Source organism: Haladaptatus pallidirubidus (assembly GCF_020700235.1).
Taxonomy (GTDB): domain Archaea; phylum Halobacteriota; class Halobacteria; order Halobacteriales; family Haladaptataceae; genus Haladaptatus; species Haladaptatus pallidirubidus.
Window position 1 is genome coordinate 403,869 of sequence record NZ_CP085305.1, and the last position, 24,451, is coordinate 428,319.

17 protein-coding genes and 2 pseudogenes are annotated in these 24,451 nt (G+C 52.4%); 8 read left to right on the forward strand and 11 right to left on the reverse strand.

Annotated features, from left to right (window positions below; translation table 11 throughout):
• Window positions 1–75 precede the first annotated feature (75 nt).
• The 3 genes and pseudogenes from LIX15_RS28780 to LIX15_RS28790 all read right to left on the reverse strand — a co-directional run bounded on the left by LIX15_RS28780 (window position 76) and on the right by LIX15_RS28790 (window position 4,221).
• Window positions 76–294 carry a PCC domain-containing protein gene (locus tag LIX15_RS28780; protein ID WP_227778231.1) on the reverse strand — a complete coding sequence of 73 codons (219 nt, stop codon included), beginning with the start codon at window positions 292–294 and terminating at the stop codon, window positions 76–78.
• 1,137 nt (window positions 295–1,431) lie between these two features.
• A pseudogene (gene xacF / locus LIX15_RS28785) lies at window positions 1,432–2,872 on the reverse strand (2,5-dioxovalerate dehydrogenase).
• A gap of 269 nt (window positions 2,873–3,141) precedes the next feature.
• The gene (locus tag LIX15_RS28790) at window positions 3,142–4,221 is read right to left on the reverse strand and encodes a Gfo/Idh/MocA family protein (RefSeq protein WP_227778232.1); all 1,080 of its coding nucleotides are present in this window, start codon (window positions 4,219–4,221) and stop codon (window positions 3,142–3,144) included.
• Between the two features lie 100 nt (window positions 4,222–4,321).
• Between LIX15_RS28790 and LIX15_RS28795 the strand changes: the two genes are divergently transcribed.
• Window positions 4,322–5,197, forward strand: a complete 876-nt coding sequence (locus LIX15_RS28795) for a sugar phosphate isomerase/epimerase family protein (protein WP_227778233.1) — start codon at window positions 4,322–4,324, stop codon at window positions 5,195–5,197.
• Window positions 5,198–5,326: 129 nt separating this feature from the next.
• Here LIX15_RS28795 and LIX15_RS28800 read toward each other — a convergent pair whose 3' ends face one another.
• Together LIX15_RS28800 and LIX15_RS28805 are read right to left on the reverse strand one after the other, a co-directional pair.
• Window positions 5,327–6,136 (reverse strand): EamA family transporter, encoded by an 810-nt coding sequence (locus tag LIX15_RS28800; protein WP_227778234.1) that lies wholly within the window; start codon window positions 6,134–6,136, stop codon window positions 5,327–5,329.
• Between the two features lie 38 nt (window positions 6,137–6,174).
• Window positions 6,175–7,308, reverse strand: coding sequence for a mandelate racemase/muconate lactonizing enzyme family protein (locus tag LIX15_RS28805; protein WP_227778235.1), 1,134 nt, complete (start codon window positions 7,306–7,308; stop codon window positions 6,175–6,177).
• 336 nt (window positions 7,309–7,644) lie between these two features.
• Here LIX15_RS28805 and LIX15_RS28810 point away from each other — a divergent pair, with 336 nt between their 5' ends.
• Window positions 7,645–8,484, forward strand: a complete 840-nt coding sequence (locus tag LIX15_RS28810) for an NAD-dependent epimerase/dehydratase family protein (RefSeq protein WP_227778236.1) — start codon at window positions 7,645–7,647, stop codon at window positions 8,482–8,484.
• A gap of 197 nt (window positions 8,485–8,681) precedes the next feature.
• Here the strand turns inward: LIX15_RS28810 and LIX15_RS28815 are convergent, their stop codons facing one another.
• On the reverse strand, window positions 8,682–9,620 hold the full coding sequence (locus tag LIX15_RS28815) for a dihydrodipicolinate synthase family protein (protein WP_227778237.1): 939 nt from the start codon (window positions 9,618–9,620) through the stop codon (window positions 8,682–8,684).
• Between the two features lie 230 nt (window positions 9,621–9,850).
• On the opposite strand from LIX15_RS28815, the pseudogene LIX15_RS28820 reads away from it, so the two are divergent.
• From LIX15_RS28820 to LIX15_RS28830, 3 genes and pseudogenes are all read left to right on the forward strand, one after another.
• Window positions 9,851–11,084 (forward strand): annotated as a pseudogene (locus LIX15_RS28820) (mandelate racemase/muconate lactonizing enzyme family protein).
• Window positions 11,085–11,239: 155 nt separating this feature from the next.
• The gene (locus LIX15_RS28825) at window positions 11,240–12,733 is read left to right on the forward strand and encodes a family 4 glycosyl hydrolase (RefSeq protein ID WP_227778238.1); all 1,494 of its coding nucleotides are present in this window, start codon (window positions 11,240–11,242) and stop codon (window positions 12,731–12,733) included.
• A gap of 418 nt (window positions 12,734–13,151) precedes the next feature.
• A complete protein-coding gene (locus tag LIX15_RS28830; RefSeq protein WP_227778239.1) occupies window positions 13,152–14,369 on the forward strand; it encodes a mandelate racemase/muconate lactonizing enzyme family protein in 1,218 nt (405 codons plus the stop codon).
• Window positions 14,370–14,414: 45 nt separating this feature from the next.
• Here LIX15_RS28830 and LIX15_RS28835 read toward each other — a convergent pair whose 3' ends face one another.
• The 3 genes from LIX15_RS28835 to LIX15_RS28845 all read right to left on the reverse strand — a co-directional run bounded on the left by LIX15_RS28835 (window position 14,415) and on the right by LIX15_RS28845 (window position 17,683).
• On the reverse strand, window positions 14,415–15,089 hold the full coding sequence (locus LIX15_RS28835; RefSeq protein ID WP_227778240.1) for a carbohydrate-binding family 9-like protein: 675 nt from the start codon (window positions 15,087–15,089) through the stop codon (window positions 14,415–14,417).
• A gap of 21 nt (window positions 15,090–15,110) precedes the next feature.
• Complete coding sequence (locus LIX15_RS28840) at window positions 15,111–15,998, reverse strand: NAD-dependent epimerase/dehydratase family protein (protein ID WP_227778241.1); 888 nt, start codon at window positions 15,996–15,998, stop codon at window positions 15,111–15,113.
• Window positions 15,999–16,228: 230 nt separating this feature from the next.
• Window positions 16,229–17,683, reverse strand: a complete 1,455-nt coding sequence (locus LIX15_RS28845) for a family 4 glycosyl hydrolase (RefSeq protein ID WP_227778242.1) — start codon at window positions 17,681–17,683, stop codon at window positions 16,229–16,231.
• A gap of 145 nt (window positions 17,684–17,828) precedes the next feature.
• Between LIX15_RS28845 and thsB the strand changes: the two genes are divergently transcribed.
• Window positions 17,829–19,400: a thermosome subunit beta gene (thsB, locus tag LIX15_RS28850; RefSeq protein WP_227778243.1), complete on the forward strand. Its 1,572-nt coding sequence runs from the start codon at window positions 17,829–17,831 to the stop codon at window positions 19,398–19,400.
• 52 nt (window positions 19,401–19,452) lie between these two features.
• On the opposite strand, the gene LIX15_RS28855 is transcribed toward thsB, so the two are convergent.
• Window positions 19,453–20,595 (reverse strand): ABC transporter ATP-binding protein, encoded by a 1,143-nt coding sequence (locus LIX15_RS28855; protein ID WP_227778244.1) that lies wholly within the window; start codon window positions 20,593–20,595, stop codon window positions 19,453–19,455.
• 218 nt (window positions 20,596–20,813) lie between these two features.
• On the opposite strand from LIX15_RS28855, the gene LIX15_RS28860 reads away from it, so the two are divergent.
• A complete protein-coding gene (locus LIX15_RS28860; RefSeq protein WP_227778245.1) occupies window positions 20,814–21,743 on the forward strand; it encodes a carbohydrate ABC transporter permease in 930 nt (309 codons plus the stop codon).
• A 48-nt stretch (window positions 21,744–21,791) separates the two neighbouring features.
• Window positions 21,792–22,703, forward strand: a complete 912-nt coding sequence (locus LIX15_RS28865) for a carbohydrate ABC transporter permease (RefSeq protein ID WP_227778246.1) — start codon at window positions 21,792–21,794, stop codon at window positions 22,701–22,703.
• Between the two features lie 325 nt (window positions 22,704–23,028).
• Here LIX15_RS28865 and LIX15_RS28870 read toward each other — a convergent pair whose 3' ends face one another.
• Window positions 23,029–24,300 carry an ABC transporter substrate-binding protein gene (locus tag LIX15_RS28870; protein ID WP_227778247.1) on the reverse strand — a complete coding sequence of 424 codons (1,272 nt, stop codon included), beginning with the start codon at window positions 24,298–24,300 and terminating at the stop codon, window positions 23,029–23,031.
• Between the last annotated feature and the right edge of the window lie 151 nt (window positions 24,301–24,451).

The window sequence follows — 24,451 nt, forward strand, 5'->3', positions numbered from 1 at the left end:
ACATGGCGGAGTCGTCAGGGCGAGCCCCGATATGGCTGTCTGGATCTTACCTAATGTTCTCGCTGATTGAACGACTTAGATGCGGCTTTCGAATTCGCCCTCGAGTGTCTCTTCGTGGTATTGCTGTCGCTTGGCATCGTAGTGTCCGAGTGTTACCTCGTCGACGGCTCCAATTCCCGTAAAAAAGGCACTCTCGATAGATGCTGTTTCTCTGAGTTGCTCTAGAGAATCGAGCACTTGGTCACCCGGATCGAGTCGAACAATGGACTTGTACTCTTCGTCTACATACTCCATGATCCTACGTGCGTTGCTACGGTCGCTTTTCACTTAATATTCCCTATGATGCCAGCCTATGATTAATTTCTAATTTCGATGGGAGCAATCTAGTAAGTGGTGCTGACATGCTCGGTATATCCATGAACCACGTCGGGTGCAATGACGCAACTTCCAGTGTTGGATAACAGTGTTAACCGGTGGCTCCGTTTGCCACAATGTTTTGTCTTTTTGAACAGACATTATTCCTCTAGTAAGGATAAAATTTACCGTACAAAAATATAAAGTGGCATTGTGATCGTTATCTTTCTTCTCTGCCACCCTGCTTGGGAACGTAACTATCTAACTAATTAACCAACAAAACTATATTATATTATAATTAAAAATATAACACAGGCGTAGGAATTAACGAAGCTTAGCCTTCCGATTTACTACCAGAATAGATCGCCGAGGGACTCTAAAAACAAGACAGTGAAACACTGCGAGCCATTGCTCACTATGCACAAGAACTCCAGGTCTATCGTGCCGCGCAGGTGGAGGCCGACCATACAGCTGCCGCCGACACACATCGTATTGAACAAGCGACGGCCGGTGAACTCGCTGCTAAAGCCCATGCGAAAGGGGTTCCGGACGACGTCACGGACTGGAGCACGATTATTAAGAAAGATGTCCCGCGAAAGCACCGATCGTGACGAAACTCATTAACGATGGTCAGTATTATACTTCCAGTGGGAGAGGGAGACCGCATTAAATCGGAATGTCTCGCTCCTGTAAGCCAAAATATAGATTCTTGAAGGCAATATTACTCTACCATGAGTGTGAAGAGAGACACCGATATTAACCAACACAGCTGAATTGATTGTATTGTAGGTTAAAATTGGGGTCAGTGGTCGCACCTCCACCAATACCGATATTTTGAGTTGAGTGGTGGTTTTCTGTGGAACATGTGGCAGCGCCAGATCTGTATCCTGCTAATGTCGGTTTAAGTTTGGTTCCCGTTATCATAACAAACTTCTCTGTATTTTAGCATTTGATTCCACTATCTATATTTTTATTATATTATATCATATATTTATTAAGATTAAAGCTGATGCGATATCACTATCATAGAGAAACGAAGACAGTTCAAAAAATGGTCTCAGGGCCGCTCGATTTCGGTTAGTAACTGTTGTACACGGTTTTCTCGATCGTGCAGAAGTCCAGTCCTGCGTCACCTTGTTCACGCCACGTTTCACTAGAAGAGCGCTTAAACCCGCCGAATGGGACGTGAAGCTCCAGACTAGTTGTCTTGTCATTGACCTTCACGACCCCGGATTCCACCTCGTTAATGAAACGATTCGCTTCCATATGATCGTTGGTAACAATACTCGCTGAAAGCCCGTATGGCACGTCGTTTGCCACCGCGACACCCTCGTCGAAGTCACTCACCTTGAGGACCGCGATGACTGGACCGAAAACCTCCCTCCTGTGCGATGCGCATGTCGGTGTCCACAGCGGTAAATACGGTCGGTTCGACGAAGTATCTAGACTCGACTTCTTCACCCTCGGGGACGCCCCCACCTGCCGCGAGCGTGGCACCCTCGTCCTCCGCAATACCGATGTAGTCGAGCGTCGAATCGAGTTCATCTGCATTGACCTGTGGTCCCATCTCGTGATCCGAACCGGGGCCGATATCGATCGACTCAGCGCGGTCGACGAGTTCAGCGACGAACTCATCGTAGACATCCTTATGAACGATAGCACGGGAGCAAGCCGTACATGACTGACCGATCGTCCCGAACCCACCGTTTGCGACGATGTCGGCTGCATCGGCGGGGTCTGCCGAATCCGTGACCACTGTTGGGTTCTTCCCACCAAGTTCTGTCTGGACACGCTTCCCGGCATCGGTCGCCTGTTCGTATACCATCTGACCAACTTCGCTACTGCCGGTGAACGAAACTGCGTCTACCGCATCGTGTCCAATGAACCCACTCCCGACGGTACTTCCTAACCCCGTAACGACGTTTATCACTCCGTCCGGAAGACCCGCCTTGTCGAGCGATCGTGCGATTTCGACAGCGACACCGGGTGCAGCCGATGCCGGCTTGAGAACGACCGTATTCCCGGCGGCCAGGGCCGGTGCTAGTTTCCATGCTGGAATGGCTATCGGGTAGTTCCACGGAGTAATGAGGGAGACGACACCAACTGGCTCCTCGACGGTGTAGAGATTTTGGTTGGGGGAGCTCGGGCCTTTGACCGTTCCGCCAGGGTCAGCGGCCTTCCCGGAGAAGTAATGGAAGATATCGATCGCACGCTGTACCTCGCCGTTTGCTTCGGCGTACGCCTTACTCTCCTCTGCGATCAGGCAATCGGTTAGCTCTTCATTACGCTCGGCAAGCAGGGTGCCGGCTTCGCGGAGAATTCGACCACGCTCTGGGCCGGGCGTCGCTGCCCAATCGTCTGCCGCGGCGGCAGCGGCTTCGACGGCAGCAGTTGCGTCCTCCGCACTCGAACTCTGGTAGCTTGCGACGATTTCATCGGGGTTCGCTGGGTTTTCAACCTCGATAAGAGCACCGGTTTCCGATTCGACCCACTCACCATTCACATAGTTCTGGTTTATTTCCGACCTCGTATATTTGGTCTCAGTTCTTCCATAGGACTTTTACGGTACGTCGAAAATATACAATAACTATCTAAAGGTATGGAAGTATATTTTACTATTTTAAATATTGTGAAACTTAATGCTGTATATAGAATTTTGACATTGGAAGTGAGCTGTGAGAATTCTTTTGGCGTCTGCACGCCCGAAGTGGAGAGCTTCGAGGGAAGGCCGAAAAGGAAGGATATCACACGATAACGGTTTGAGGGACGACGTCCGGAAGCGAGATTCTACCCGAGTCGAACCGGCTTCCTACGGTCGGCCGAGGCATAAACAGCCTCGATAATCTCGACGGCTTTGCGTGCCTCCTGCCCGTCGAGCATGAACGGCTCCTCGTTCGCTAGCGCGTCAAGGTAGGCCGCGATATTTCGGCGGTGATATTCGTAGTCGATGGACATCGGGTCAGACGCACCCCCGCCCCTGGCCGTCTCGGTGAACTCCTCACGAACCGCTGTGTCATTCGAATGCTCCTCGCGAAACTGCCACGTTACGAGCTCATCTTCGAGGATTTCCGCGGTGCCGTCACGACCTGCCAGCTGGATGCGTTTGAGCGACCCCGGATACATAGAGGTCGTACCGAGAAGTTGGCCGAGCGTCTTGTTTCGGAACCGAAATACAGTGGCTGCGGTATCTTCGACTTCCATAAGATCGCCATTGTGCGCGAGCGTGTCCGTGTAGGCAAACACCTCGGCGACCGGGTTGACGTCCTCGTCGAGATCCATCGTTGCACCGGCGAGCCACTGGATGGCATCCACGCTGTGGATGGACTGGTTCATAATCGCGCCACCGCCGTCGAGTTCCACGGTTCCCTGCCACGACCCCTCATAGTAATCATTTGGACGCCACCACGGCACGTACGCATTCGCAACCGCAAGCCGACCGAATCGACCCGACTCTGCTGCGTCGTGCATCGTCTCGACCACGGGGTTATATCGTTGTGGGAAGACGCCTCCAAGCCGAACGCCTGCCGTCTCACAAGCTTCAATCATGTCGTCGATACGTTCGGTCGTTATCTCGAGGGGTTTCTCACAGAGGACGTGGACGCCGTGATCCGCTGCAGCAAGCGTAGGTTCGAGATGGGCACCGCTCGGTGTGCAGACAATGAGCACGTCGGGATGCATCTCTTCCAACAACGTCTCAGTGTCCGTATAATGCGTGCAGTCGAACTCATCGGCGAACGCACGGCCCTTTTCGATCGTCCGACAAGAACCTCCGACTAGTTCAGCGTTCGACAGGTCGGTTATCGATTCCACATGCATCTCCGCTACCGCTCCGATACCGGCGATAGCGATACGATAATTCTCCGTCATTCGGCTCGAAAAGTCTCGCGGTCTCGCCAAAAGGATACCGGTTATTTTCCCGGTGCCGAAACCATTAACATGTTTACGGCCATCCACACGACCGACGGACATGGCAACAAACCACACACAAAGTACAACGACCAGCGACGGCAGTACCTTCGTTCTCTCCGGATTCGCGGACGAGATCGATCCGAACTTGGAAACGCAGCTAGACGTCCTTGAAGACCTCGATATCGGCTATTTTGATCTCCGCGGCATTGACGAGACCAACGTCCTTGATTTAGACGATAATTCCCTCGAACGCATCCGGGACACGATAGACGACCGCGGCATTGCCATCTCTTCCATCGGCTCACCCATTGGTAAAATCGGTATCACAGACGATTTCGAGCCCCACAAAGCACGTTTCGAGCGCGCCATCAAGGTCGCGACGTTCTTCGACGTCGAGTACATCCGAATCTTCTCCTACTACATCCCGGAGGGCGACGACCCCTCGAAATACCGAGGGGAAGTCATGAATCGAATGCACTGGAAAGCGAAGCGTGCGAAGGAGGAAAACGTGACACTCATCCACGAGAACGAGAAGGATATCTACGGCGACACTGCCGAACGATGCCGGGACATCCTCACGACCGTGGATTCCCCAAACCTCCGTGCTGCGTTTGATCCTGCGAACTTCGTCGAAATTGGAGTCAAGGCCTATCCGTACGCTTTTGCACTCCTCGCCGAATATGTCGAGTATCTCCACGTCAAGGATGCCGGGATGGGCGAACGTGGTGAGATACGACCCGCCGGTGAAGGCGACGGCCAGTTCGACGACTTGGTTCGCGTGCTTGACGCACGGGGATTCGACGGGTTTGCCTCTCTGGAACCCCATCTTCAATATGCGGGCCCAAGCACGGGGATGAGTGGTCCTGAAGGATTTCAGACGGCGGCTAACGCGTTTCGTTCCGTCCTCACGGAAGCGGGTGTGGACTACGAATAGGAGTCACTCGTACGCATTCCGCGTTATGTTCCAAGTAATACGATCACGAAGCGGTTCAAATTGCGATTAACGCAACCCCAGATACGGGGATAGCGGCGGCAGTGACACGGATTTGAAGATTATCTTCGTTTAGAATAATTCCTCCCAACAGAACCGCGATGATGGCTGCGTACTAAGAATTGGCGACGCAATACTAGCTGGAATCCGTGCAAAAGCAAGTGCTATGAAGTGTTCACCCACGATCAAGATTGTACCCGCCAGGAAAAGTTTCGGAAGATCGCCGCGAAATTCGGAACGCCAATCACGAATCGCCAGCGGTGACAGTAGAACCGCCGTTCCCCCGAGTTTGAGTATGACCCACGTCGTCGTCGTCGGGAACGCCAACTCCTGAAGAACGACTCGCTGTGCAACGTTCAAAATCGCTAAGACAAACGCACTTAGGAGTGCCAACTGTGCGGGTCGATACGTAGTCGCTTTCAAAACCGGCGTCGTTAGTTTCCCACCCTGATAATTCGCGACATACATTGCCAAAGTTGCCAGTCCTACGCCAAATATCTGAACAAACATCAATTGCTCGTTGAGCAGAACGATTTCGAACGGAAGAACGAAAGCGGGCGTGATTTTACTGATCGGTGCGACGTATGACACTTGCCCGATCTTGATGGAATGAAATAGGATGAGTAGTCCGGCAGCCAGGAAGGTGATAGCACCGAGTACGAACAGCCAATCGGTACTGGAATACCGTGCGGGTAGTGTAACTGGCATCCCTTTCACTACCGTGACGAACACGTACCAGGCCGCCGCCGAGGCAAACGTGATCGTCATAAAAGCATCCGATGGCACCCGGTCGAACTGATATTTGTTAAGAAAGAGGAAGTATCCCCAGACGACGGCACCAATGACCGCGTATACCATTCCACTATTGAGAACTGGATCCATGGTCGATAGTGCAATTCAAAATATATTTGAATTCCAACTTAATCGATTCGGTACCGTTCGACGGCGTCCTCATCTACGGAGATTCCGAGTCCAGGATCCTGAGGCACCTCCAACACGCCACCTGTCGGGTCGATCGAGTCGATCATTAGATCGTCCCGGAGGGGGTTTTTGCTTCGGTCGAACTCGAAGAGTAGCGGTTCTGGGATGTAATCTGCATGCGGATACTTCGGTACGCTTGCGGCGAACTGGATTGCGGCCGCCAACCCAACGCTGCTGTTCCACACGTGGGGACGAATCGCCACGTTTTCGGTCGTCGCCATATCAGCAATCCGCCGTGCCTCCGAAAACCCGCCGCACCGACCCAAATTCGGTTGGACGATATCGACGGTTCGGTCGTCGATGAGTTGTTTGAATTCGAATCGATTGTAATGCGCTTCCCCTGTCGCAATCGGAATGTCTACGAGATCCCGAACCTGCCGATAGCCAGAATGATTTTCCGGTGGAACCGGCTCTTCGATCCACGCGATATCGAACTCCGAGAGGTTCTCGACGGAGCGAGCGACTTGCTTTGGTCGATAATTCCCATTAAAATCGACCATTAAAGATGCGTTATCACCGAGAATCTCCCGGGCCGTCCGAACCCGCTCAATATCGTCTTCGAAACCGCGGCCGATCTTTATTTTCGCCGCGGTAAAACCTTCTTCAATAGCCCGCTCGATCGGTTCAGCGGGATCTTGATCCCATTCGGTGACGTACATCGTCGAAGCGTACGGAGTGAGTGAGGTTGTCTTCTTCCCGCCCAAAATTTGATGCACTGGTCGGTTCACGATCTTGCCGATGAGATCCCACATCGCAACGTCGATCCCGCTGAGCGCACATTGGACGATAGCACTCCCGCCGAAGTGATACCCTTCCATGTAGGACTCTTCTGCCAGCGATTCAACTGCGAAGGGATCCATTCCGACGATTTTGTCCGCGAACAGTTCCTCTATCAAGGTCGCCGTTGTCCGTGCTGGGGCAAACGCCTCACCCCAGCCAACGGATCCATCAGCCGTCTTCAGTTTGACGAGCGTCGTCGATCGGGTAGTGTGGATTCCACGTGCACTCCCGACGCCACGACCTTCGTCAAGCGAGTGGGAGAGTGGAATCGCTTCTATTTCAATGATTTCCATACTATTTTTAAGGTTTGTTTGTTCAGAATTGATGTAACTGGCTTTACTGGTAGTGAAAAGTTTTCTACGGAGGAATTTCGTAGACAGTGCGTCCTTACGTAGAATACACTGGTTGTGGATGTTGTCGACTTTTCACCATCATAATTCATGTCGCTGTTTGACCTATGGATTGAACTCTCTTCGGCGGTACATATGTGTTTCGGGCTCGGTGATGAGTTAACTGACTGAACCGAACAAACGAAAGTGACACGGTGAACTGTGTGAACGGCATTGATCCCCCTACGAATAATCGTCAGAAGCACAAATTTATCATACACCGCTCTATCGTTTTAAACGATGAACGTTGTTTTAACCGGCGCATATGGCCGTTGTGGCACAGCAATTATTGACCATCTCCACGACCGATCCGAGTACCAGTTCACGTATTTGAACCGGTCGGATCGTCCTGACGATCATCCGTACGGAGGCTTCGACACAGTGGTCGCAAACGTTTCGGATTACGAGGCGATACGACCTGCCTTCGACGAACAGGAGGCGATCATTCATCTCGCTGCCTATCCGTACGTGGATGGAACGTGGATGGATGTTTTCGAACCGAACGTAATCGGAATGTTCAACGCTTTGGAGGCCGCCCGGGAGGCGGAAGTCGAAACATTCGTTTTCGGATCGACGAATCACGTTGTCGGGATGTATGAACGGGAGAATTCGCCCGAGATCTACCGACACGATAACGATATCGTACTGGATCATACCGTTCCCGTTCGTCCAGATTCCTTCTATGGATCCACCAAGAGTTTCGGCGAAAATCTCGGTCGGTATTACGTCGAGAATTACGAATATCCGAAACGATTCTACGCACTACGGATCTGTAGCGTCCGTAGCGAAGAGTACGACCATCCGTTCGGTGATGCCGAAAATGGCGTTGCGGAAGGGAAATTCGAACGAGAAAGTTCGGAATACGAGGAACAAGTTGCACGGATGAAGGCGATGTGGCAGTCTCGACGTGATTTTGCCCACCAAGTCGACTGCTGCCTTCAGGACGACGATGTCGAGTTCGACATTTTCTACGGTGTCAGTGACAACTATAGATGTTGGTTCGATTTGGAGCATGCACGGTCGAGAATCGGCTATCGACCACAGGACGACGGTGAGGAGTGGAACGCACCGCCGGAATGAGTGAGCACAAACCGTGCGAAATTCGCTCTAGAGGAGTATTCGGCGCCGCAAAAAGTACCTAATTGATATGGAGATATCCGATCTCGATTCCGGAACGGAGCGTATCGAAGTTATTGGGTGTTCATAGCAGTGACGAACCGGATCATTCCCTCGAAATGAACGTCGCCCGTCGTACCGTGGCTAGTCGGAGCGTAAGGTTATCCGATCAATCGCTCGATATCGTCGTCGAGTTGTTGGTACAGATCCTCAGCCCGACGTTCCTCTTCCACCGAGAGCGGAACAATCGGTTCTCGTACCAGTCCACCATTGAGCCCGGCGAGGTCGAGGCCCTTTTTCACCGCAGGAACGCTGATCGCACCAGGGAGAGCGTTGTTCTGGCCGGTTTCCCCACGGAAGTTCTGATAGGGAAGACAGATGTTCCGGAGCTGTCGGGCGTACTCCCAATCACCGGACGAGAGGGCATCGAAGAGCTCAAGGCCTACTTCGGGTCGGAAATTACTGACACCCGCAGAGAATCCCTCGATACCCTCGTTCCAGTACGAGACCGAAAACGGTTCCGCGAGTCCGTCGACCCAGACGGTATCGTCGTCCTCAGCATCGACGACCGCTCCAAGCTTCACCGGATCTTCGAGGGCGTATTTGATGCCGATGATACCGTCCATCCTGCTTATATCCTGGAGAAACTCCACCGACGGGTTGAATCCGCGAACGTACGGAACGAGCGGTGTTTCCGTAGCCGAGGAGAGCTTTCGATAGTACCGAAGTAATCCCTGTTCGTGAACGTACGTATGATCCGGCGGCATGATCATCATGGCGTCGACACCGACGTCGTCGTATTCCCTGATGAGTTGCCGTGCTTCCACCGTGTTTCCCCCAACCCCGGCAAGGATGCATGCGTCAGAAGGTAGTGCGTCGACGTTCGTTTCGGCTATTTGTACCCTCTCATCATGCGTCAGTGAGTGATATTCGCTGATATTCGCCGTCGAGAGAAACGTTTGGATCCCTTCGCCGTAAATCGTTCGTGCATTTTCTGCTATCTTTTCGTATTCGACCTCCAATTCATCGTCAAAGGGTGTCAATAATCCAACTGCAACGCCTCGAAGCCGCTTCCGCACCTTATCGTCTGACAAAGACATAGTTGAGAATCCATCCCGTACGATATAAGTCCTATTATCAACTGAGTGCCATAAATCTGTATCGATATATGAAGTATTGGCGTTTGTATTCGAGGTGCCGATCTCGGATATTCGTTTTGGGCGCAAAATCGTGCAGTAGCCTCGTTAGTGGTCTAGGGGCGAGGTAGCTGCCACGGAATAAAGACCGTATTGAGCTAGTAATTTGAATAACTGACACCAATGGAAAAAACATGAACATCGCTAATGTCCGCGGATATGCACTGTCATCACCGATCGATCCACCGCAGTTGCGTCGTTTTCATGTAGGCACGCGTGAACTCCTGAAGAGAGACGTCGTTCTCGTCGTCGTCGAGACTGCAGACGGAACGCTCGGATTTGCACCTGCAGGCGCAAGCAGTTCAGCGATGCGAGAGCACTTCGATGGAGCATCACAAAGCACCTTTGCTGACGTGATCAACGGACCCGTTGCAGACAAATTCGAAGGGGAGACGATCGACGATGTCGAAAGAGCCCATTCCCTGATCGCAGAAATGGACTTTCCGGTCCGTCTCCGTCAGGTTCAATCCTTGATCGACGTGTCGCTGTACGACCTGCTCGGAAAGGAAGTCGGAGCACCGATCTACGAACTACTTTATGAGCGTCACGATACGATACCCACCGAGAAACTCCCACTGTACGCGAGTGCAGGGATGTATATGAACCCAGAAGGGTACGTGCGGCAGGCCAAGATTCTCGACGACGAGGGATTTTTTGGATACAAGTATCGTCCCGGAGTCGGACCGAAGAATGATCGCCGAATCGTCGAGCGTTTAGACGAACCCGTCGATTTGGAGATCGTGGCCGATACGCATACATGGTAGAAAATGGGTGATCAATCGTATGGGAAAGAAACCGTTACCTTGCTCGTCGAACACGCCGCGGAACACGACGTGTATTGGGTCGAAGAACCGGTAGACCCGGACGATTATGCCGGGTATCGCGCTCTATCCGGGAATGGGGTCTCGCTCGCCGGAGGTGAAAGCGAAGAGTCCGCAGAGGGGTTACTCGAACTCGGAAAGACTGATGCGGTCGACTACCTTCAAGGTGACGTGCGTCATCACGGGGGATTTTCGGGGAGCTGGCTGCCGTGGAGTTCTGCAACGAACGAAACGTCACGTTCGTCCCACACAACTTCGGGACGTGACTCGGGTTGATCGCGAATGCCCATCTCGTTGCGGCAGCACCACAGTCGGAGTTGCTGGAGTACCCCGTCTTCGAGAACGATCCGACGATCGATTCATCTGAGGATCCGGGGATATATCCGTTCGAATTGGCGTTCGGCCTCATCGACGGAACGCATAGTATCGACTCCGGCGTTTTGACGGTTCCGGACGGACCGGACTGGGCATGGAAGTAAACATGGATGTCGCCGAGGACTATCCGTTCACAGAGGATGCATGGACCGAGTTTGAGTACGACGAGTAAGCCCCGAGATTTGTAGCCACTTTGCTTCCAAGACTTGTTCTCATTCGGGTCGATACGCCGTCTTCCACTATATCCCAATCAGCTACTGGGAAAGTGAACATCGAGTTGAATAATCAGCATAACACCTAAGACCCATGTAAAAGATACTACTGACCATGGTGAATGATCAGCAGTTGATCGACCAGACTAGCCAACAGCAATCGCTTCCGGAACTGCCTGACGGTCGTGTCAAAATTACTTACATCGGAGGTGGTAGTCGGCAGTGGGCACCGAACCTGTTCCGTGACCTCGCCCTCTGTACCGAGATCGAGGGCGAGGTAGCCCTATACGATATCAACTACGAAAGTGCCAAACTCAACGCGGAATTCGGAGACTGGGTATTGGATAAGAATGAAGCCGTCGGTGACTGGGAGTTCACCGCGGTTGAGGATCGTGCGACGGCACTCGAGGGTGCCGATTTCGTCATCCTCTCGACCCAATTTGATCCCGCCGATACTTTTGTTCATGACCTCGACATTCCGAAGAGATACGGGATATACGGCGCCGTCGCTGCGACTATCGGTCCTGGAGGGATACTGCGTGCGATGCGAACCATTCCCGTGTATCGTGAACTGGGTGCCGCGATCGGTGAACACTGTCCCGATGCGTGGGTGCTGAACTACACGAACCCAATGACGTGGGCAACACGGGCACTATACGAAGCGTTTCCTGAGATCAATGCACTCGGATTGTGTCACGAAGTGTTCCATGCACAGGATATGCTGGCCGACTTGGTCGGAAGATATTTCGATGAGGGACGGCCGAATCGCGATGAGATCGACATGAACGTCAAAGGGATCAACCATTTCACGTGGGTCGACGAAGCCTATTGGCGTGGAATCGATCTCTTCGAAGTCATCGATCACCATCTGGAACAGAAAGGAGCACTACGGGAGTTCAGCGTAGCGGAGATGGCGGACGAAGACCCATTCGTCGACAATAACCAAGTGACGTTTGAGCTCTACCGTCGGTTTGGGGTTCTTCCGGCGGCGGGGGACCGACACCTGGTAGAGTATGCCCCCTGGTTCATTCAAGGAACGATGCCCGACGATCTCAACCGGTGGGGTGTCAAACGCACGACGAGCGAATATCGCAGTCAGCACTGGGAAGACGACGCGACAGATCACCAGACCCACGATGTCAAGTCCTGGATGGATGGGGAAGAGGAGTTTTCGCTCACGGAATCCGGGGAAATTGCTGTCGACCTAATGAAAACACTCTCCTCGGGGGGGATGATGAAGACACATGTAAACCTCCCCAACCGTGGGCAGGTCTCGGACCTCCCTGAAGGGGTGGTGGTCGAAACGAACGCACTGATCAAGCCGAACAACGCGAAACCGATCACGGCTGGACCGCTTCCGCGGCCGGTCCGTACACAGCTTAGATCCCACGTCGACACCCATGAAACACTCATCAAGGCGGCCGTTGATGGAGGAAACGTGGATCTCGCGTTTCAAGCGTTCCTCAACGATCCGCAAGTCCGGACGCTCCAAACGGAAGCTGCACGGGAACTATTCGCTGAACTCGTCGATGCGGAAGCGGACTATCTTGGAGATTGGGACCTTGAGGCGTCGGTAGTCCTTTCGGAATCGAACGCGTTTCACTCCTGATCGTCGACGACCGTTTTGAGGTATCGCCAGCTCTTTGACGCTCACCACCCGCGGCTTCCCGTATCCGTATTCGTAGTCAGTAACTCGAACTATCGAGCAATCTCCTGTTCGATAATCCCGAACGGTTCCGGATATTCACCTCATGAACGGCCAGTGCAAAGTACTGTTACAAGAGTAGTATTGTAACGCAATGCCGACGAAACGGGATCATCAAGGGGGTGTTCGATAATATCGAACACTCATGCCGCCTGCCGATGATTTCTATACGTCCGAGTCAAACGAAAATGGGTGCGTTGGTGAGGGCCGGTTCGTGAACCGAGAGGGTTTCCCCGGCAGTGAGATCAACTACCCGCCGAGACAACAATTGTTGTAGGAGAATAATTATATAAACCATCTACGTGTACTGTAGTGCAGAGAGATGCAAATTGCTGATATACAAGCGTATAATCTGTCGTCCCCACTCGATCCCCCTCGAGAATACCAACTCTACAATGGTCGAAGGCGGATACTCAAACGCGATTTGGTCCTCGTAACCGTCGAGACGGTCAGCGGGGAAATAGGATACGCACCGGTAGACGCCAGTAGTTCTGTGATGAGGGAATTCTCCAACGATGGGTCCCTGGATAAGTTCGTAGACGTGATCGAACGTGCGATCGCCCCCAGTCTTAAACGGGAAGTGATCACATCGATAAAAACGGTGGGTAAGATCATTCGGCAGACGAGACTGTCACAGCAGTTCAAATCTCGGTCCATTGCAGCGCTCGACATCGCGCTCCACGACATAAAGGGTAAGCAAAACGGAGTGCCAGTGTACGAGCTGCTCTCGGAAAAGGACGAGATCACCTCGGAAGTTCCCCTCTATGCGTCGGGAGGCATGTACCTCCCCCCGGTCGAGATGGCCGCAGAAGCGAAAAGCATCATGGAGGCAGGATTTAAAGGCTACAAATATCACGCCGGTCGAGGTCCGGTCGAGGACAGAGAGATGATTCGGCGGGTTCACGCCGCCGTCGGGGATCAAATCGACATCATGGTCGATGGGCATACCTGGTGGGGTCTCGAGCAACGGTCATATGATTCGAACACGATCGTCGAACTCGTATCGGATCACGAAGAATACGGCGTTCGATGGGTCGAGGAACCGATCGAACCGAGCGACCACGAACGATATGCCTCCATCGCGAGCCAAACCGGCGTTCCGTTGGCTGGTGGTGAAAGCAAAGCGATGCCCGAGGATCTGATTGAATTCGCGAGCGTCGGAGGTGTCGACTACCTACAAGGCGATGTTCGACAACATTGCGGGTTTTCCGGATGCCTAAGAGTCATCGAATACTGTCGGGGGGCGCCGGTCACATTCGTCCCACACCACTTCGGAACGGAACTTGGACTGATCGCAAATGCCCATCTTGCGGCGGCTACACCCGGGACACCGTTCCTCGAATATCCCATCTACGAGGACGATAGTACGTCGGGAATGTATCCTAATCCGCTTGCAACAGACATCTTGTCCAGCTCACTCGAAATCAAAAACGGGATGCTCGTACTCTCAGACAAGCCCGGACTCGGAATTGAGGTGAATCACGACGTTATCGAGAAGTATCCGTACGTCGACGGCCCGTGGACAGAATTCGTCAGTTGAGTAGCCGACATCGTTCCGAAGGGAAAGCGCATGAAAATGCATCCGTCAATCGAATCGGAATCGACCGAAATACTCCGGTGAATGGTACGCCGGTTCCTCTGTCGGCATGGGATTCCACGTCGCTTTTTGTTCATCGGAGGAAACACCACTCCGATACATGTTTCCTCGCCAGACAGTACCGGGGGTTGGGCCGACGTCGACGCCCGTCAACGATCGGAGCACGGAGAACGGAATGGCGGCGGCTAACCACCACCCTGTGTCGTCGTCCCGTGGTTCGCGAGTCGATCCTTCGACGGACGTTTCGACACGTATTTGTTCTGCTACACGCATCGAGACGAGGTCACGACCGATATCGCGTTCCTGCCAGTCCTCCTCCTGCCAGGCCAGTTTGAAGTAGCCACAACAATTCGCCTCGAAGTTGAAATACCGTGAATCCTCGTTCGGATTCGGATCGGCGAACAGCTCAACCGAACTGTCAAGGTAGGTCGGCCCGTTCAGTTCGGTTACCTGTGAAGAGATGCGATGATCTTCGACGTGGAAGTGTAAATACAGTGTCTCGTCGTCGTACAAGATTCGTGCGGTCAGAGACGGTTTTGGGCCGTCCCGATGCCAATTGAACTGATCGACTTCGATTCGGTTGGCTCTGGCCCAGGACGTTCCCTCGACCTCGCCAACAAGTTGGACGCCGTCGTCTACCGAACTGATAATATATTCTCTCATATTATTTCCTTGCTATCACGTTTATTTCGTGAGTGACGGAACGGGTTGATTCTCGTCGGCCGCCGTTCGCCAAGTGCGATTTGGTTCCCATCCGAGGACAGTTTTCGCTTTTTCGGAGCTCAATGCGGAATCCTCGCCGCTTATCGAGACTTCGTCCGGGAGGCCATCGAATAACTCCTTGAATGCGTCCATCGTCGGTCTACCGAGGTAATTGTCGTCAGCCGCGATCACGAACGGTTCGTGCCCCGACAAATCAGCGTCCAGCGTCCGTGCGACTGCATTTACTACGTCGCGCCCGTCTACGTATGACCAAAAGTTACCGACGCCGTTTTGCAACGAATCGCGGCCGTCGAGAACCGAGTACTTGCCCGGATATTGTACGTTCGAAATCCGAAGACTGGCGATTGGGATGTCATACCGTCGTGCAACGACATCCGCGATGTTCTCGCCGACCAGTTTCGACGAACCGTACGGATCTTCCGGCCGCAGGGGGTGAGCTTCGTCGATGGGGAGATAGTCAGGTTGTACCGGGTTTGCCGCGAACGGAAATCCATATGCACTTTCACTCGATGCCCACGTCACAGGGATATTCCCCCTCCCTGCTGCGGTGAGAACGTTGTACGTGCTCATCACATTATTCTCGAATACCTGCGTCCCCGGGTGCACTTCCGGGTTCGGAATCGCTGCGAGATGCACAATGACATCCGGATCGACTTCTTGAATCAATTCCGCGATTGCACCGTGAGTTGAGAGATCACAGGATTTGAGTTCCACGTTGTCCCGTACTTTCGTTCCGGATCCCGGGTGTGTTTTGTCGACGCCAATAACCGTATGACCCTCATCAGCCAGCATATCGACCGTCCAGCGACCTAACCGGCCTAAACTACCAGTTACAAATACCCTCTTCATTGGTTATTTCCGTTCTCATACTCGTAGACATCATATTTAATAATTTGTGCGGGTGGTATCGCCAAGAAATTTCTCGAAGGATTGTTTTTTGGGAAGCAAGTACTTCAGAGAAGAAAAAACTCAAATATAGAATTCGAACGTATCTGTTTTCGTTATTATTTAGAGAACCGGGATCAATGCAACGGTTTGCTAATAAACCGGTTTCAGTTTGTAATTCGTCCGAAAGGGTCTCAATGAACCACCGACGCGTTATCGAGATTCCAGTGATCTTCCAGATAGGGGCGAACCGCGGTCATCAATTCATTGAACATCGCACGTGCATCCGTCATCGAGATAGTGACGAGTGGATCGTTGAGGAACGCTTGGAACGCGAGGTCTACGTCGCCCGAAAATCCCGCTTTGATCAGCGTTTCTTGGTTTACTACGTGTGTACTGACGATGTTATGTACCTGTGCAGGGAGTTCTCCCGAAGTCAGCGGCATTACACAGTCGTCGGTAAACAGCGCGTTCGTTTCGACAACAGCATTCTCTGGTAGATTCGATACTTGACCACAATTCGGCATGTTTAAGTTCGTCTTCAAATCTTCGAATCCCAACAGTGCATGGATGATGTCAACTAGCTCCTCCCCGGATTCGAAGAATTCGAACTCCTCCTCTCCATTCATGGGGCCGTGGAACTTCGTAAGAGCGTCTTCTTGTCGATTAACACGATACTCGCTGGGAGTGAGACGGATCCCCCACTGCTGTACGTCCTTTGCGTCATCTGCGGTGAGAAACCACGGGACGAACTCCGCCAAATGACGATCCCCTGCGGCCGGAAAGATACCGAACCGTTCGTAGAGCTCGTAAGTGACGAGTTCGTTATCCACGAAATAGGAGTCCTCATCCAGGCTTCCTGGTTCGAATGAGCGATCTCGAATCTCCTCTTTGAGATGCGTTTCAAGCAGGGGATGGAGATTCTCACCGCGCCAACTCATCTCGTCGATCCACGTGAAATGGTTGATTCCTTTGACGTTGACGTTGATCTCCTTTCTGGACGGCTGGTCCGTATCACGGTACTTTCCGACGAGTTTCGCCAGATGTTCTTGGGTGTGAAACACCTCGTGACAGCAACCAACCGCGTTGATGTCCGGGTACTCCTCGTACAGAGTCCGGACACAGATGGTCATCGGATTCGTATAATTAATTACCCACGCCTCCGGACAGTGTTCTCGAATTGCCCCAGCAATGTCCCGATACACCGGAATCGTTCGCATCGCTCGCACCGTTCCGCCAGGTCCAACTGTGTCACCGACCGACTGATAGATGCCGTACTTGGCAGGAATATCGAGCTCGTGGGCCATCGTTTCTGGGGGTGGGTCTTGCGTTGAGAGGACGACGAAGTCAGCACCTTCGAGTGCCGTTGCTCGGTCTTCGACCGCCGTGTACTCCCAGTCACCGACAGCATCTTCCCGATCTTGAACCCAGTTACCGAACCGTTCGTTTCGTTTGGCGCTTTCAAAAACACGATCGTACAATACCACTTCGCCCGTTATTGTCTTACATTGTGCGAGGTCGTTAATCAGAGTGTACGCCCATCCTCGACTCCCCCCACCGATATATCCGATCTTTATATCCTCGACTAGGTCTTTCCCTTTCGTAACGGTTGCACCACTATCGGTCTTATTGCCTATCTCGCTCTCCATGAGTAAATCACATAATCTTTCGAGAGGATTTATATTTTGTGGATGCGGAAATTTATCAAGAATCACAATATCGGAGCAACAATTCGTTCCCCATAATATCGATTCACAGAACGTATTTATGCATGTCTGCGCAAATAGGTATCATATGGCTCAAGCCCCCACGGATGCGAGGAGATGGTGGGACTCCTTCAACGGCGGAGAAGAGCGAGAGGTGCAATATCATAACGCTATGGCGGCCCAAGCAGTCGCAGGGATGGTTCGATCGACGCTTGGTCCAGACGGAAGGGACAAGATGGTCATCGACGAAAACGGAGATGTGACGATCACAAACGACGGCGCGACCGTTTTGGAGAAGATGACGTTCAATGACCCCTTCGGGACGATGACTGCACACGTGGGCTTCGCACAGAGGTCAGAGGTAGGTGATGGGACGACGACAGCGATAGTGATCGCAGGAGAATTAATACGAGGCGTGCGCGATCTCCTTTCCAAGGGAATTCATCCGTCGTCGATCGTCGCCGGATTCCGCACCGCGAGTTCGCTAGCGTGCGACAAGTTAGAATTGTTGTCCACGAGTGTCGAAGACAAGGACGATCCGTTGTTTGAACAAGCGATAACGAGCAACCTCGCCGGAACCATATCAGGTACAGAGGGGGAAGCATTGGCGGGGCTAATCGTCGATGCCTTTCGGCAAATAGACGACTTCGAGGAGGGTGACTATGCAAAGCGAATCGCAGTCACCAGTCGTCCCGGTCGACGAATCGGCGAATCTGAGGTGCGTTCTGGCGCCCTAATAGAGAAAACACCTATCGTTGAGGATGTACCCTTAGAATTCGACGATGCTTCCATATTGCTCGTAGACACACCAATCGAGGTGGACGACTCAAACCGTGATCTCGTCGCTGATGTTAGCAACCCGGATCGATATCAACGATTCGTTGATCGCGATTCGAGTGTCTGTCGTCGCATCGTAGACCGGATCGCCGAGGCTAAGGTCGATGCCGTATTCTGTCAGAAGAGCGTTGATGACGAAATCGCACAGCTACTAGCGAAGGAAGGAATTCCGATAACCAGATTCACTCCCAAACCGGATATCGAATTTTTGGCACGACTGTTCGATAGCCCGATTGTTTCCGACCTAAACGCGGAGATACAGAACAGAACAGGACAGGCGGATATTAGTTATACAGAATCGCAAAATACGTTCTACCTCAAACGGAATGATGCATCTGCTGTGACGCTCGTTCTCCGAGGGTCGACGAAGATGGTTGCGGACGAACTCGAGCGCAGCATTACCGATGCGATCAACTTCGGAGGTCAGTTGCTCTCTGACGGCGAAGTCGTTCCGGGTGCCGGTGCGATAGAGATGGAACTCGCGGAAAGCGTTCGAAAAAGTGCGGTAAAGCAAAGCGGTCGTGAGCAGTTGGCGATGGAAACCTTCGCGGATGCATTGGAACGAATCCCGTGTATCCTCGCGGAAAACTCGGGGGTGGACCCGTTAGAAGTCCTAACGGAGCTACGGTCCGCACACGATGACGGGAAGACAGATGCAGGGATAAATATCTGTTCCGGGAAACCCACCAACGCATACGCGTCAGAAATAGTCGATGCGGCGGCGGTAAAACGGAACGCGATCATTAGTGCCACGGAAGCCGCAAACCTCGTTCTCAAGGTCGACGACGTGATTCCCGCGACAGAACTAAAGACGGACAGTTAAACACGCTTTCCGATTCGTATTCGGACGTGAAATCGCGACTCATCACAACCGATCAATCGTGTAGCGAAAGTTGGGCGGAGAACGATTCGTCCGTCGGTAAACTTCGGTTGCAGAGCGCGTCGCCAGTTTCGCCGCTGAACAGATGGATCTTGTCCTCGGGGAATGCCAGCGTGACTTCGCTTCCCTCCGTTACATACCGCTCGCCGGGTATTTTCACCGTCAACTCGGTACCCCCGGCTTCGGCGTGCATGTAGTTGATATCTCCGAGCGGTTCGATGACGTTGACCTTCGCACGGGCCGTATGGTCACCTGACCCGTCGACGAGTTCGATATCCTCTGGTCGGATCCCGAGTGTGACGCGACCCTCGCCACGCACCGAGTCAAAACGGGACTCGGAGAGAGAATATCTGATCCCGTCGCTCAGGAGGTCACTGTTATCCACTTCCATTTCGAAGAAGTTCATCGCCGGTTCGCCGATAAATCCTGCAACGAATCGATTTTTCGGGGCGTAATAACATTCGAGTGGCGTTCCGACTTGCTGCAGTTTCCCACCGTCGAGAATTGCGATTTTGTCCCCCATGGTCATCGCCTCGGTTTGGTCGTGAGTGACGTACACGGTGGTGATGTTCAGGTCGTTTTGCAGCTCTTGAATCTCGGTGCGCATGTGTGCTCGAAGCTTGGCATCGAGATTCGAGAGCGGTTCGTCCAGCAGAAACACCTGCGGTTCGCGGACGATCGCACGACCAAGGGCCACACGTTGTTGTTGTCCACCCGAGAGTTCTTTCGGTTTATCGCCCAAAAGATCCCCGATACCCATCATGTCCGCAACACGCTCGACGCGGTCCGAGACTTCTTCATCTGACAGGTTTGTGGTCATTTTGAGCCCGAAGCTCATGTTCTCACGAGCGGACATATGAGGGTACAGCGCGTAATTCTGGAACACCATCGCGATGTCGCGATCCTTTGGTTTCGCGTCGTTCACCACGTTACCGTTGATTCGAATTTCACCCTCTGACACCGATTCGAGTCCGGCGATACTCCGGAGGGTAGTCGATTTTCCGCATCCGGACGGGCCAACCAGAACGAGGAAGTTGCCTTCTTCGAGAGTGATATTCAGGTCATCGACGCCGATGATCGGATCCGTGGAACCTGCTTGGTAAACCTTTGTGAAGTTTCGTAGCTCTAGATCCGCCATTGCTGACTGGGATATTTGCGAATTGTTAATATATGTCTTTTGGAGCAATATTGATACGTAGATGATTGAACACCCTAGAGATTCCTTATTCCTCTCGAAGAAGTTCATCGACGGTACCAATCCGGAATTCGAACTACTCATCCCCATATTATTTTATATATTTTCGTGGATATCTTTGGCATAGATTTTTATATATCCGTCGGTAATTGTCACAATTGATGTCCACACCTACGGGAGAAGAGTATAGATTTCATCGCGTACGCCGGTTTTTCGACGAAGCGGAGTGGTTTACACGTGAAACCTGGGTCGGATATGGGCTCGTATTACCCGCAACGGTGATGATGCTGGTGATTATCGTCTATCCGACGATACAAGCCCTGTGGATCAGCTTTCACTCCCGATCATTTCTGAACCCCGAGGACGTCGAATGGATCGGATTGGTGAATTATCAGGAATTGTTTGCAGATCCAGTGTTCACGCTCGCATTGAAACAAACAATACTGTTGACGGTCGGCGCTGTGGTGTCGATGTATCTCCTTGGACTGGGGCTCGCGCTCTTGCTCAAGGAGAACCTTCCCGGAATCGGAAAACTCCGAAGTTTGTCGATGGTACCCTGGGTAATTCCACCCGTAGTGATCGTCATCATTTGGACCTGGATGTTTCAGGTCGACTACGGCCTCGTCAACTTGCTAATGAAGATGGTCGGTGGACCGAACAAATCATGGTTCGGCGATAAATCGTGGGCGCTGCCGCTCGTGACCATGTTACGGGTCTGGAAGGACGCCCCGTTCGTCGCCATTGCGCTCATGGCCAGTATGCAATCCATTCCCGAAGAGTACTACGAAGCGGCGAAAATAGACGGTGCCGGTCGTCTTCAGATGTTTCGATACATCACTCTCCCAAATATCTCGTACATCTCGATGATTATGATCGTCATCGAGACAATCGCCGCGTTCAATTCGTTCCAGATGATCTATATTGCGACCGGCGGCGGTCCGGTAAACGCGACCGAAGTGCTCGGAACCTACGTGTACCAACAGGCGTTTCGTGAGTACGCGCTGGGCTATGCGTCAGCGGTCGGTGCCGTGATGCTCACACTGTTGGCGATCTTCACGGTCGTCTACATCGTACTGGAGGACACGGAATGACGATTTCGAACGACTATCGAATCACAATCAACGGAAAATAGAACGACTATGGCAACTTCCAACGAACACACGGCAGACGGAAAGACGGGTATCGCCACCCGTTTGAATGCATGGGTCGGCGAAGAACACAGCCTCAAATACGCGCTTGGCGTGTACGCTGCGTTAGCGCTGTACTTCATTTGGTTTCTCGTCCCGGTAGTATGGCTGGCGCTATCGACGATCAAATCAGGATCAATTATTCAGGCGGATAATCTCATAATCATCCCCTCGGCGAAGAACTTCACGTTGAGCAATTACGAGTTGGTGCTCACCGATCCACAGTTCCAGGCGCTGTTCGTCAACTCGATAATCATCTCTTTCAGCACGACAGCGATAACACTCGTGTTGGGGGTTCTGGGAGCATATTCACTGAGTCGATTCACGTATCCAGGGCGAAAAACGCTGCTCGTCGCCTTCATGTCGACGAAAATGTTACCACCTGCCCTGATCATCATCCCGTTCTTCCTGATGATGTACTCGTTCAGCCTGGTCGACACCTATCTCGGGATCATCCTTGCACACTGCGTTCGGGCGTTACCACTGGCTATGTGGTTACTGAAGGGGTTCTTCGACGAGATTCCGAAAGCGCTCGACGAAGCTGCGCGCATAGACGGATGTTCCCACTTTACTACCCTTTATCACGTGATAATCCCGCTTGCGCTACCGGGTATCGCCGTCGCATCGTTCTACACCTTCGTCACGTCGTGGAATGATTTCCTCTTCGTGTCTGTCCTCTCGCAGAGTGGGGGAACACGTACGCTCCCATTCGGTCTCTTCCTGTTCCAGAGCGCGAACACGATCAACTGGGGAGCGACGGTTACCGCGGCAACCCTCACCGCGATCCCGTCGATCATATTTTTCGCCCTCGTTCAAAATTACATAGTTGAGGGGCTTGCGAGCGGTGGAATGCACGGAACATAACGGTACAACCCACGGCGCCCTTTTGTCAACTTTCTTCGTGATGACAGTAAACACCTATATAATACGGCCAACTGATGCGGGGATAGATTCGGGAAGGACTGGGAGCAGCAGATCGCGGCGTATTCATCATTCATCTCCAGGTTAGTCCGTGGGTTCGCAGATGCATAGTATCCTATCAAACGGGTGTGCTCATATTCTTCTCTCCCGAATGAGTATTAGCTGGCTGGGAAGAGGAGGCTTATTATTCCCGGAACGGTCACTTAAAACGGTATTACCGGTACTACACCGGTGAGTTCGAGTCGGAACGAGCGAAAAACGGACGGATTTAGATTTCTCCGGCCTTGCTTGACCACTCCTCGTGGAGTTGCTTGCCCGCCTTCATCGGATCGATCTCATCGTACATCACCTTCTGTGAAAGGTCGAACCAAGTCGTCGAGACCTTACTGACGCTCCAGAATCCGTAAGATTTCCCTGTTTTGAAGATCTCCTTGAATCCCTTCCAATCGGGATTATTCGTCTGCTCGGGGACCTTCCACTCGGCGTCTTCGTGAGCCGGAAGATTACCGGGATCCTCCTCGAGGAACGTCTTGATCCCCTCAGGACTCGTAGCTGCTTTGATTACTTCCCATGCGTCCTCCTTGTTCTTCGAATTGTTGTTCATGAACAACGGTTTGACTTCCATGTAGGTCCCTTTCTCACCACCTTCGACCCGAGGGTTGTGTGTAGCGACGCTGTTTCGATAATTCTTCATCGCTTGTTGATTAGTATCGTCCGAACCGCTCGCGAGTCCTGGAATCCATGGGCCAGTGGAGATGGCGGCATAGTTCCCATTCACGTATGCGATGTCGTGAGCGAGGGAATCGATCCCTCTCGCGTTCGGATCCGTAGCCGGTTTATCCGTCTTGTAGAAGGGGTCCCAGAAGTACTCTTTGAATACGATACCGAAATCCTCGGCGGTCGGGACCAGTTTCCAACCGTCACCGTCCGGTTCGAAGACCGTATCGACCCGTTGGAAGAGGAATGACAGAAATTCCTGGAGTCCGCGTGTATTCCCCTTCTGACTAGTGAGCGTGAAGCCATGCATCCCCTTCTCCTTTTTCGTGATTTCAGCGCCCATCTCAACGAAATCGGACCACTTATCGGGAACGTCAAAGCCGTACTTTTGGAGAATGTCCTGCCGATAAACGAACCCGCGGCCGTTTCCAATGTACGGAAGTGCCCAAATGTCGTCTTGGTATTTCATTGTATCCAAACCGGTGTAACCGTCCTTGTAATCCAATTTGTCCAGCCGGTCGGTCAGTGGTTCGATTAGATCCGCCGAAACGTAATCGCCCCGGTGGTTCGGCGTCGCTTCAACGACATCCGGTGTCCCGGTTTTCGCACCGGTAAGGTACTTCTTTTTGATACTGTCGTAGCGCATGTCCGAAAATTCGACCTTTCCATCCACCGATTCGCGCATCAATTTCTTGAGCTTCGGTGTCTGTGAGTCGAATGCATCAGACCAGACAGTTACCTTATTTGAACCGCCATCACCACCATCGCCGCCACCAGAACATCCAGCAATGCTGCCTGCTCCCATCGCAGCGGCGAGGCTCATATACTTGCGTCTACTACAACCTGTGTTTGACATGGTCTATCATGAATGGATGATTCCACCCTATATATGAGTTTTTGTTAATATTGTATATGATAAGATGGAAATGAGATAGGGTCGTGTAATTCTCACAGATACGCATACACAATAGACG

What these genes read in the sequence shown, in the direction of transcription:
- thsB (WP_227778243.1), top strand. Translation starts at nt 17,829, where the DNA reads ATGGCTCAAGCCCCCACGGATGCGAGGAGATGGTGGGACTCCTTCAAC.
- LIX15_RS28845 (WP_227778242.1), bottom strand. Translation starts at nt 17,683, where the DNA reads ATGGAGAGCGAGATAGGCAATAAGACCGATAGTGGTGCAACCGTTACG.
- LIX15_RS28870 (WP_227778247.1), bottom strand. Translation starts at nt 24,300, where the DNA reads ATGAGCCTCGCCGCTGCGATGGGAGCAGGCAGCATTGCTGGATGTTCT.
- LIX15_RS28800 (WP_227778234.1), bottom strand. Translation starts at nt 6,136, where the DNA reads ATGGATCCAGTTCTCAATAGTGGAATGGTATACGCGGTCATTGGTGCC.
- LIX15_RS28815 (WP_227778237.1), bottom strand. Translation starts at nt 9,620, where the DNA reads ATGTCTTTGTCAGACGATAAGGTGCGGAAGCGGCTTCGAGGCGTTGCA.
- LIX15_RS28780 (WP_227778231.1), bottom strand. Translation starts at nt 294, where the DNA reads ATGGAGTATGTAGACGAAGAGTACAAGTCCATTGTTCGACTCGATCCG.
- LIX15_RS28840 (WP_227778241.1), bottom strand. Translation starts at nt 15,998, where the DNA reads ATGAAGAGGGTATTTGTAACTGGTAGTTTAGGCCGGTTAGGTCGCTGG.
- LIX15_RS28790 (WP_227778232.1), bottom strand. Translation starts at nt 4,221, where the DNA reads ATGACGGAGAATTATCGTATCGCTATCGCCGGTATCGGAGCGGTAGCG.
- LIX15_RS28810 (WP_227778236.1), top strand. Translation starts at nt 7,645, where the DNA reads ATGAACGTTGTTTTAACCGGCGCATATGGCCGTTGTGGCACAGCAATT.
- LIX15_RS28795 (WP_227778233.1), top strand. Translation starts at nt 4,322, where the DNA reads ATGGCAACAAACCACACACAAAGTACAACGACCAGCGACGGCAGTACC.
- LIX15_RS28805 (WP_227778235.1), bottom strand. Translation starts at nt 7,308, where the DNA reads ATGGAAATCATTGAAATAGAAGCGATTCCACTCTCCCACTCGCTTGAC.
- LIX15_RS28865 (WP_227778246.1), top strand. Translation starts at nt 21,792, where the DNA reads ATGGCAACTTCCAACGAACACACGGCAGACGGAAAGACGGGTATCGCC.
- LIX15_RS28860 (WP_227778245.1), top strand. Translation starts at nt 20,814, where the DNA reads ATGTCCACACCTACGGGAGAAGAGTATAGATTTCATCGCGTACGCCGG.
- LIX15_RS28835 (WP_227778240.1), bottom strand. Translation starts at nt 15,089, where the DNA reads ATGAGAGAATATATTATCAGTTCGGTAGACGACGGCGTCCAACTTGTT.
- LIX15_RS28825 (WP_227778238.1), top strand. Translation starts at nt 11,240, where the DNA reads ATGGTGAATGATCAGCAGTTGATCGACCAGACTAGCCAACAGCAATCG.
- LIX15_RS28855 (WP_227778244.1), bottom strand. Translation starts at nt 20,595, where the DNA reads ATGGCGGATCTAGAGCTACGAAACTTCACAAAGGTTTACCAAGCAGGT.
- LIX15_RS28830 (WP_227778239.1), top strand. Translation starts at nt 13,152, where the DNA reads ATGCAAATTGCTGATATACAAGCGTATAATCTGTCGTCCCCACTCGAT.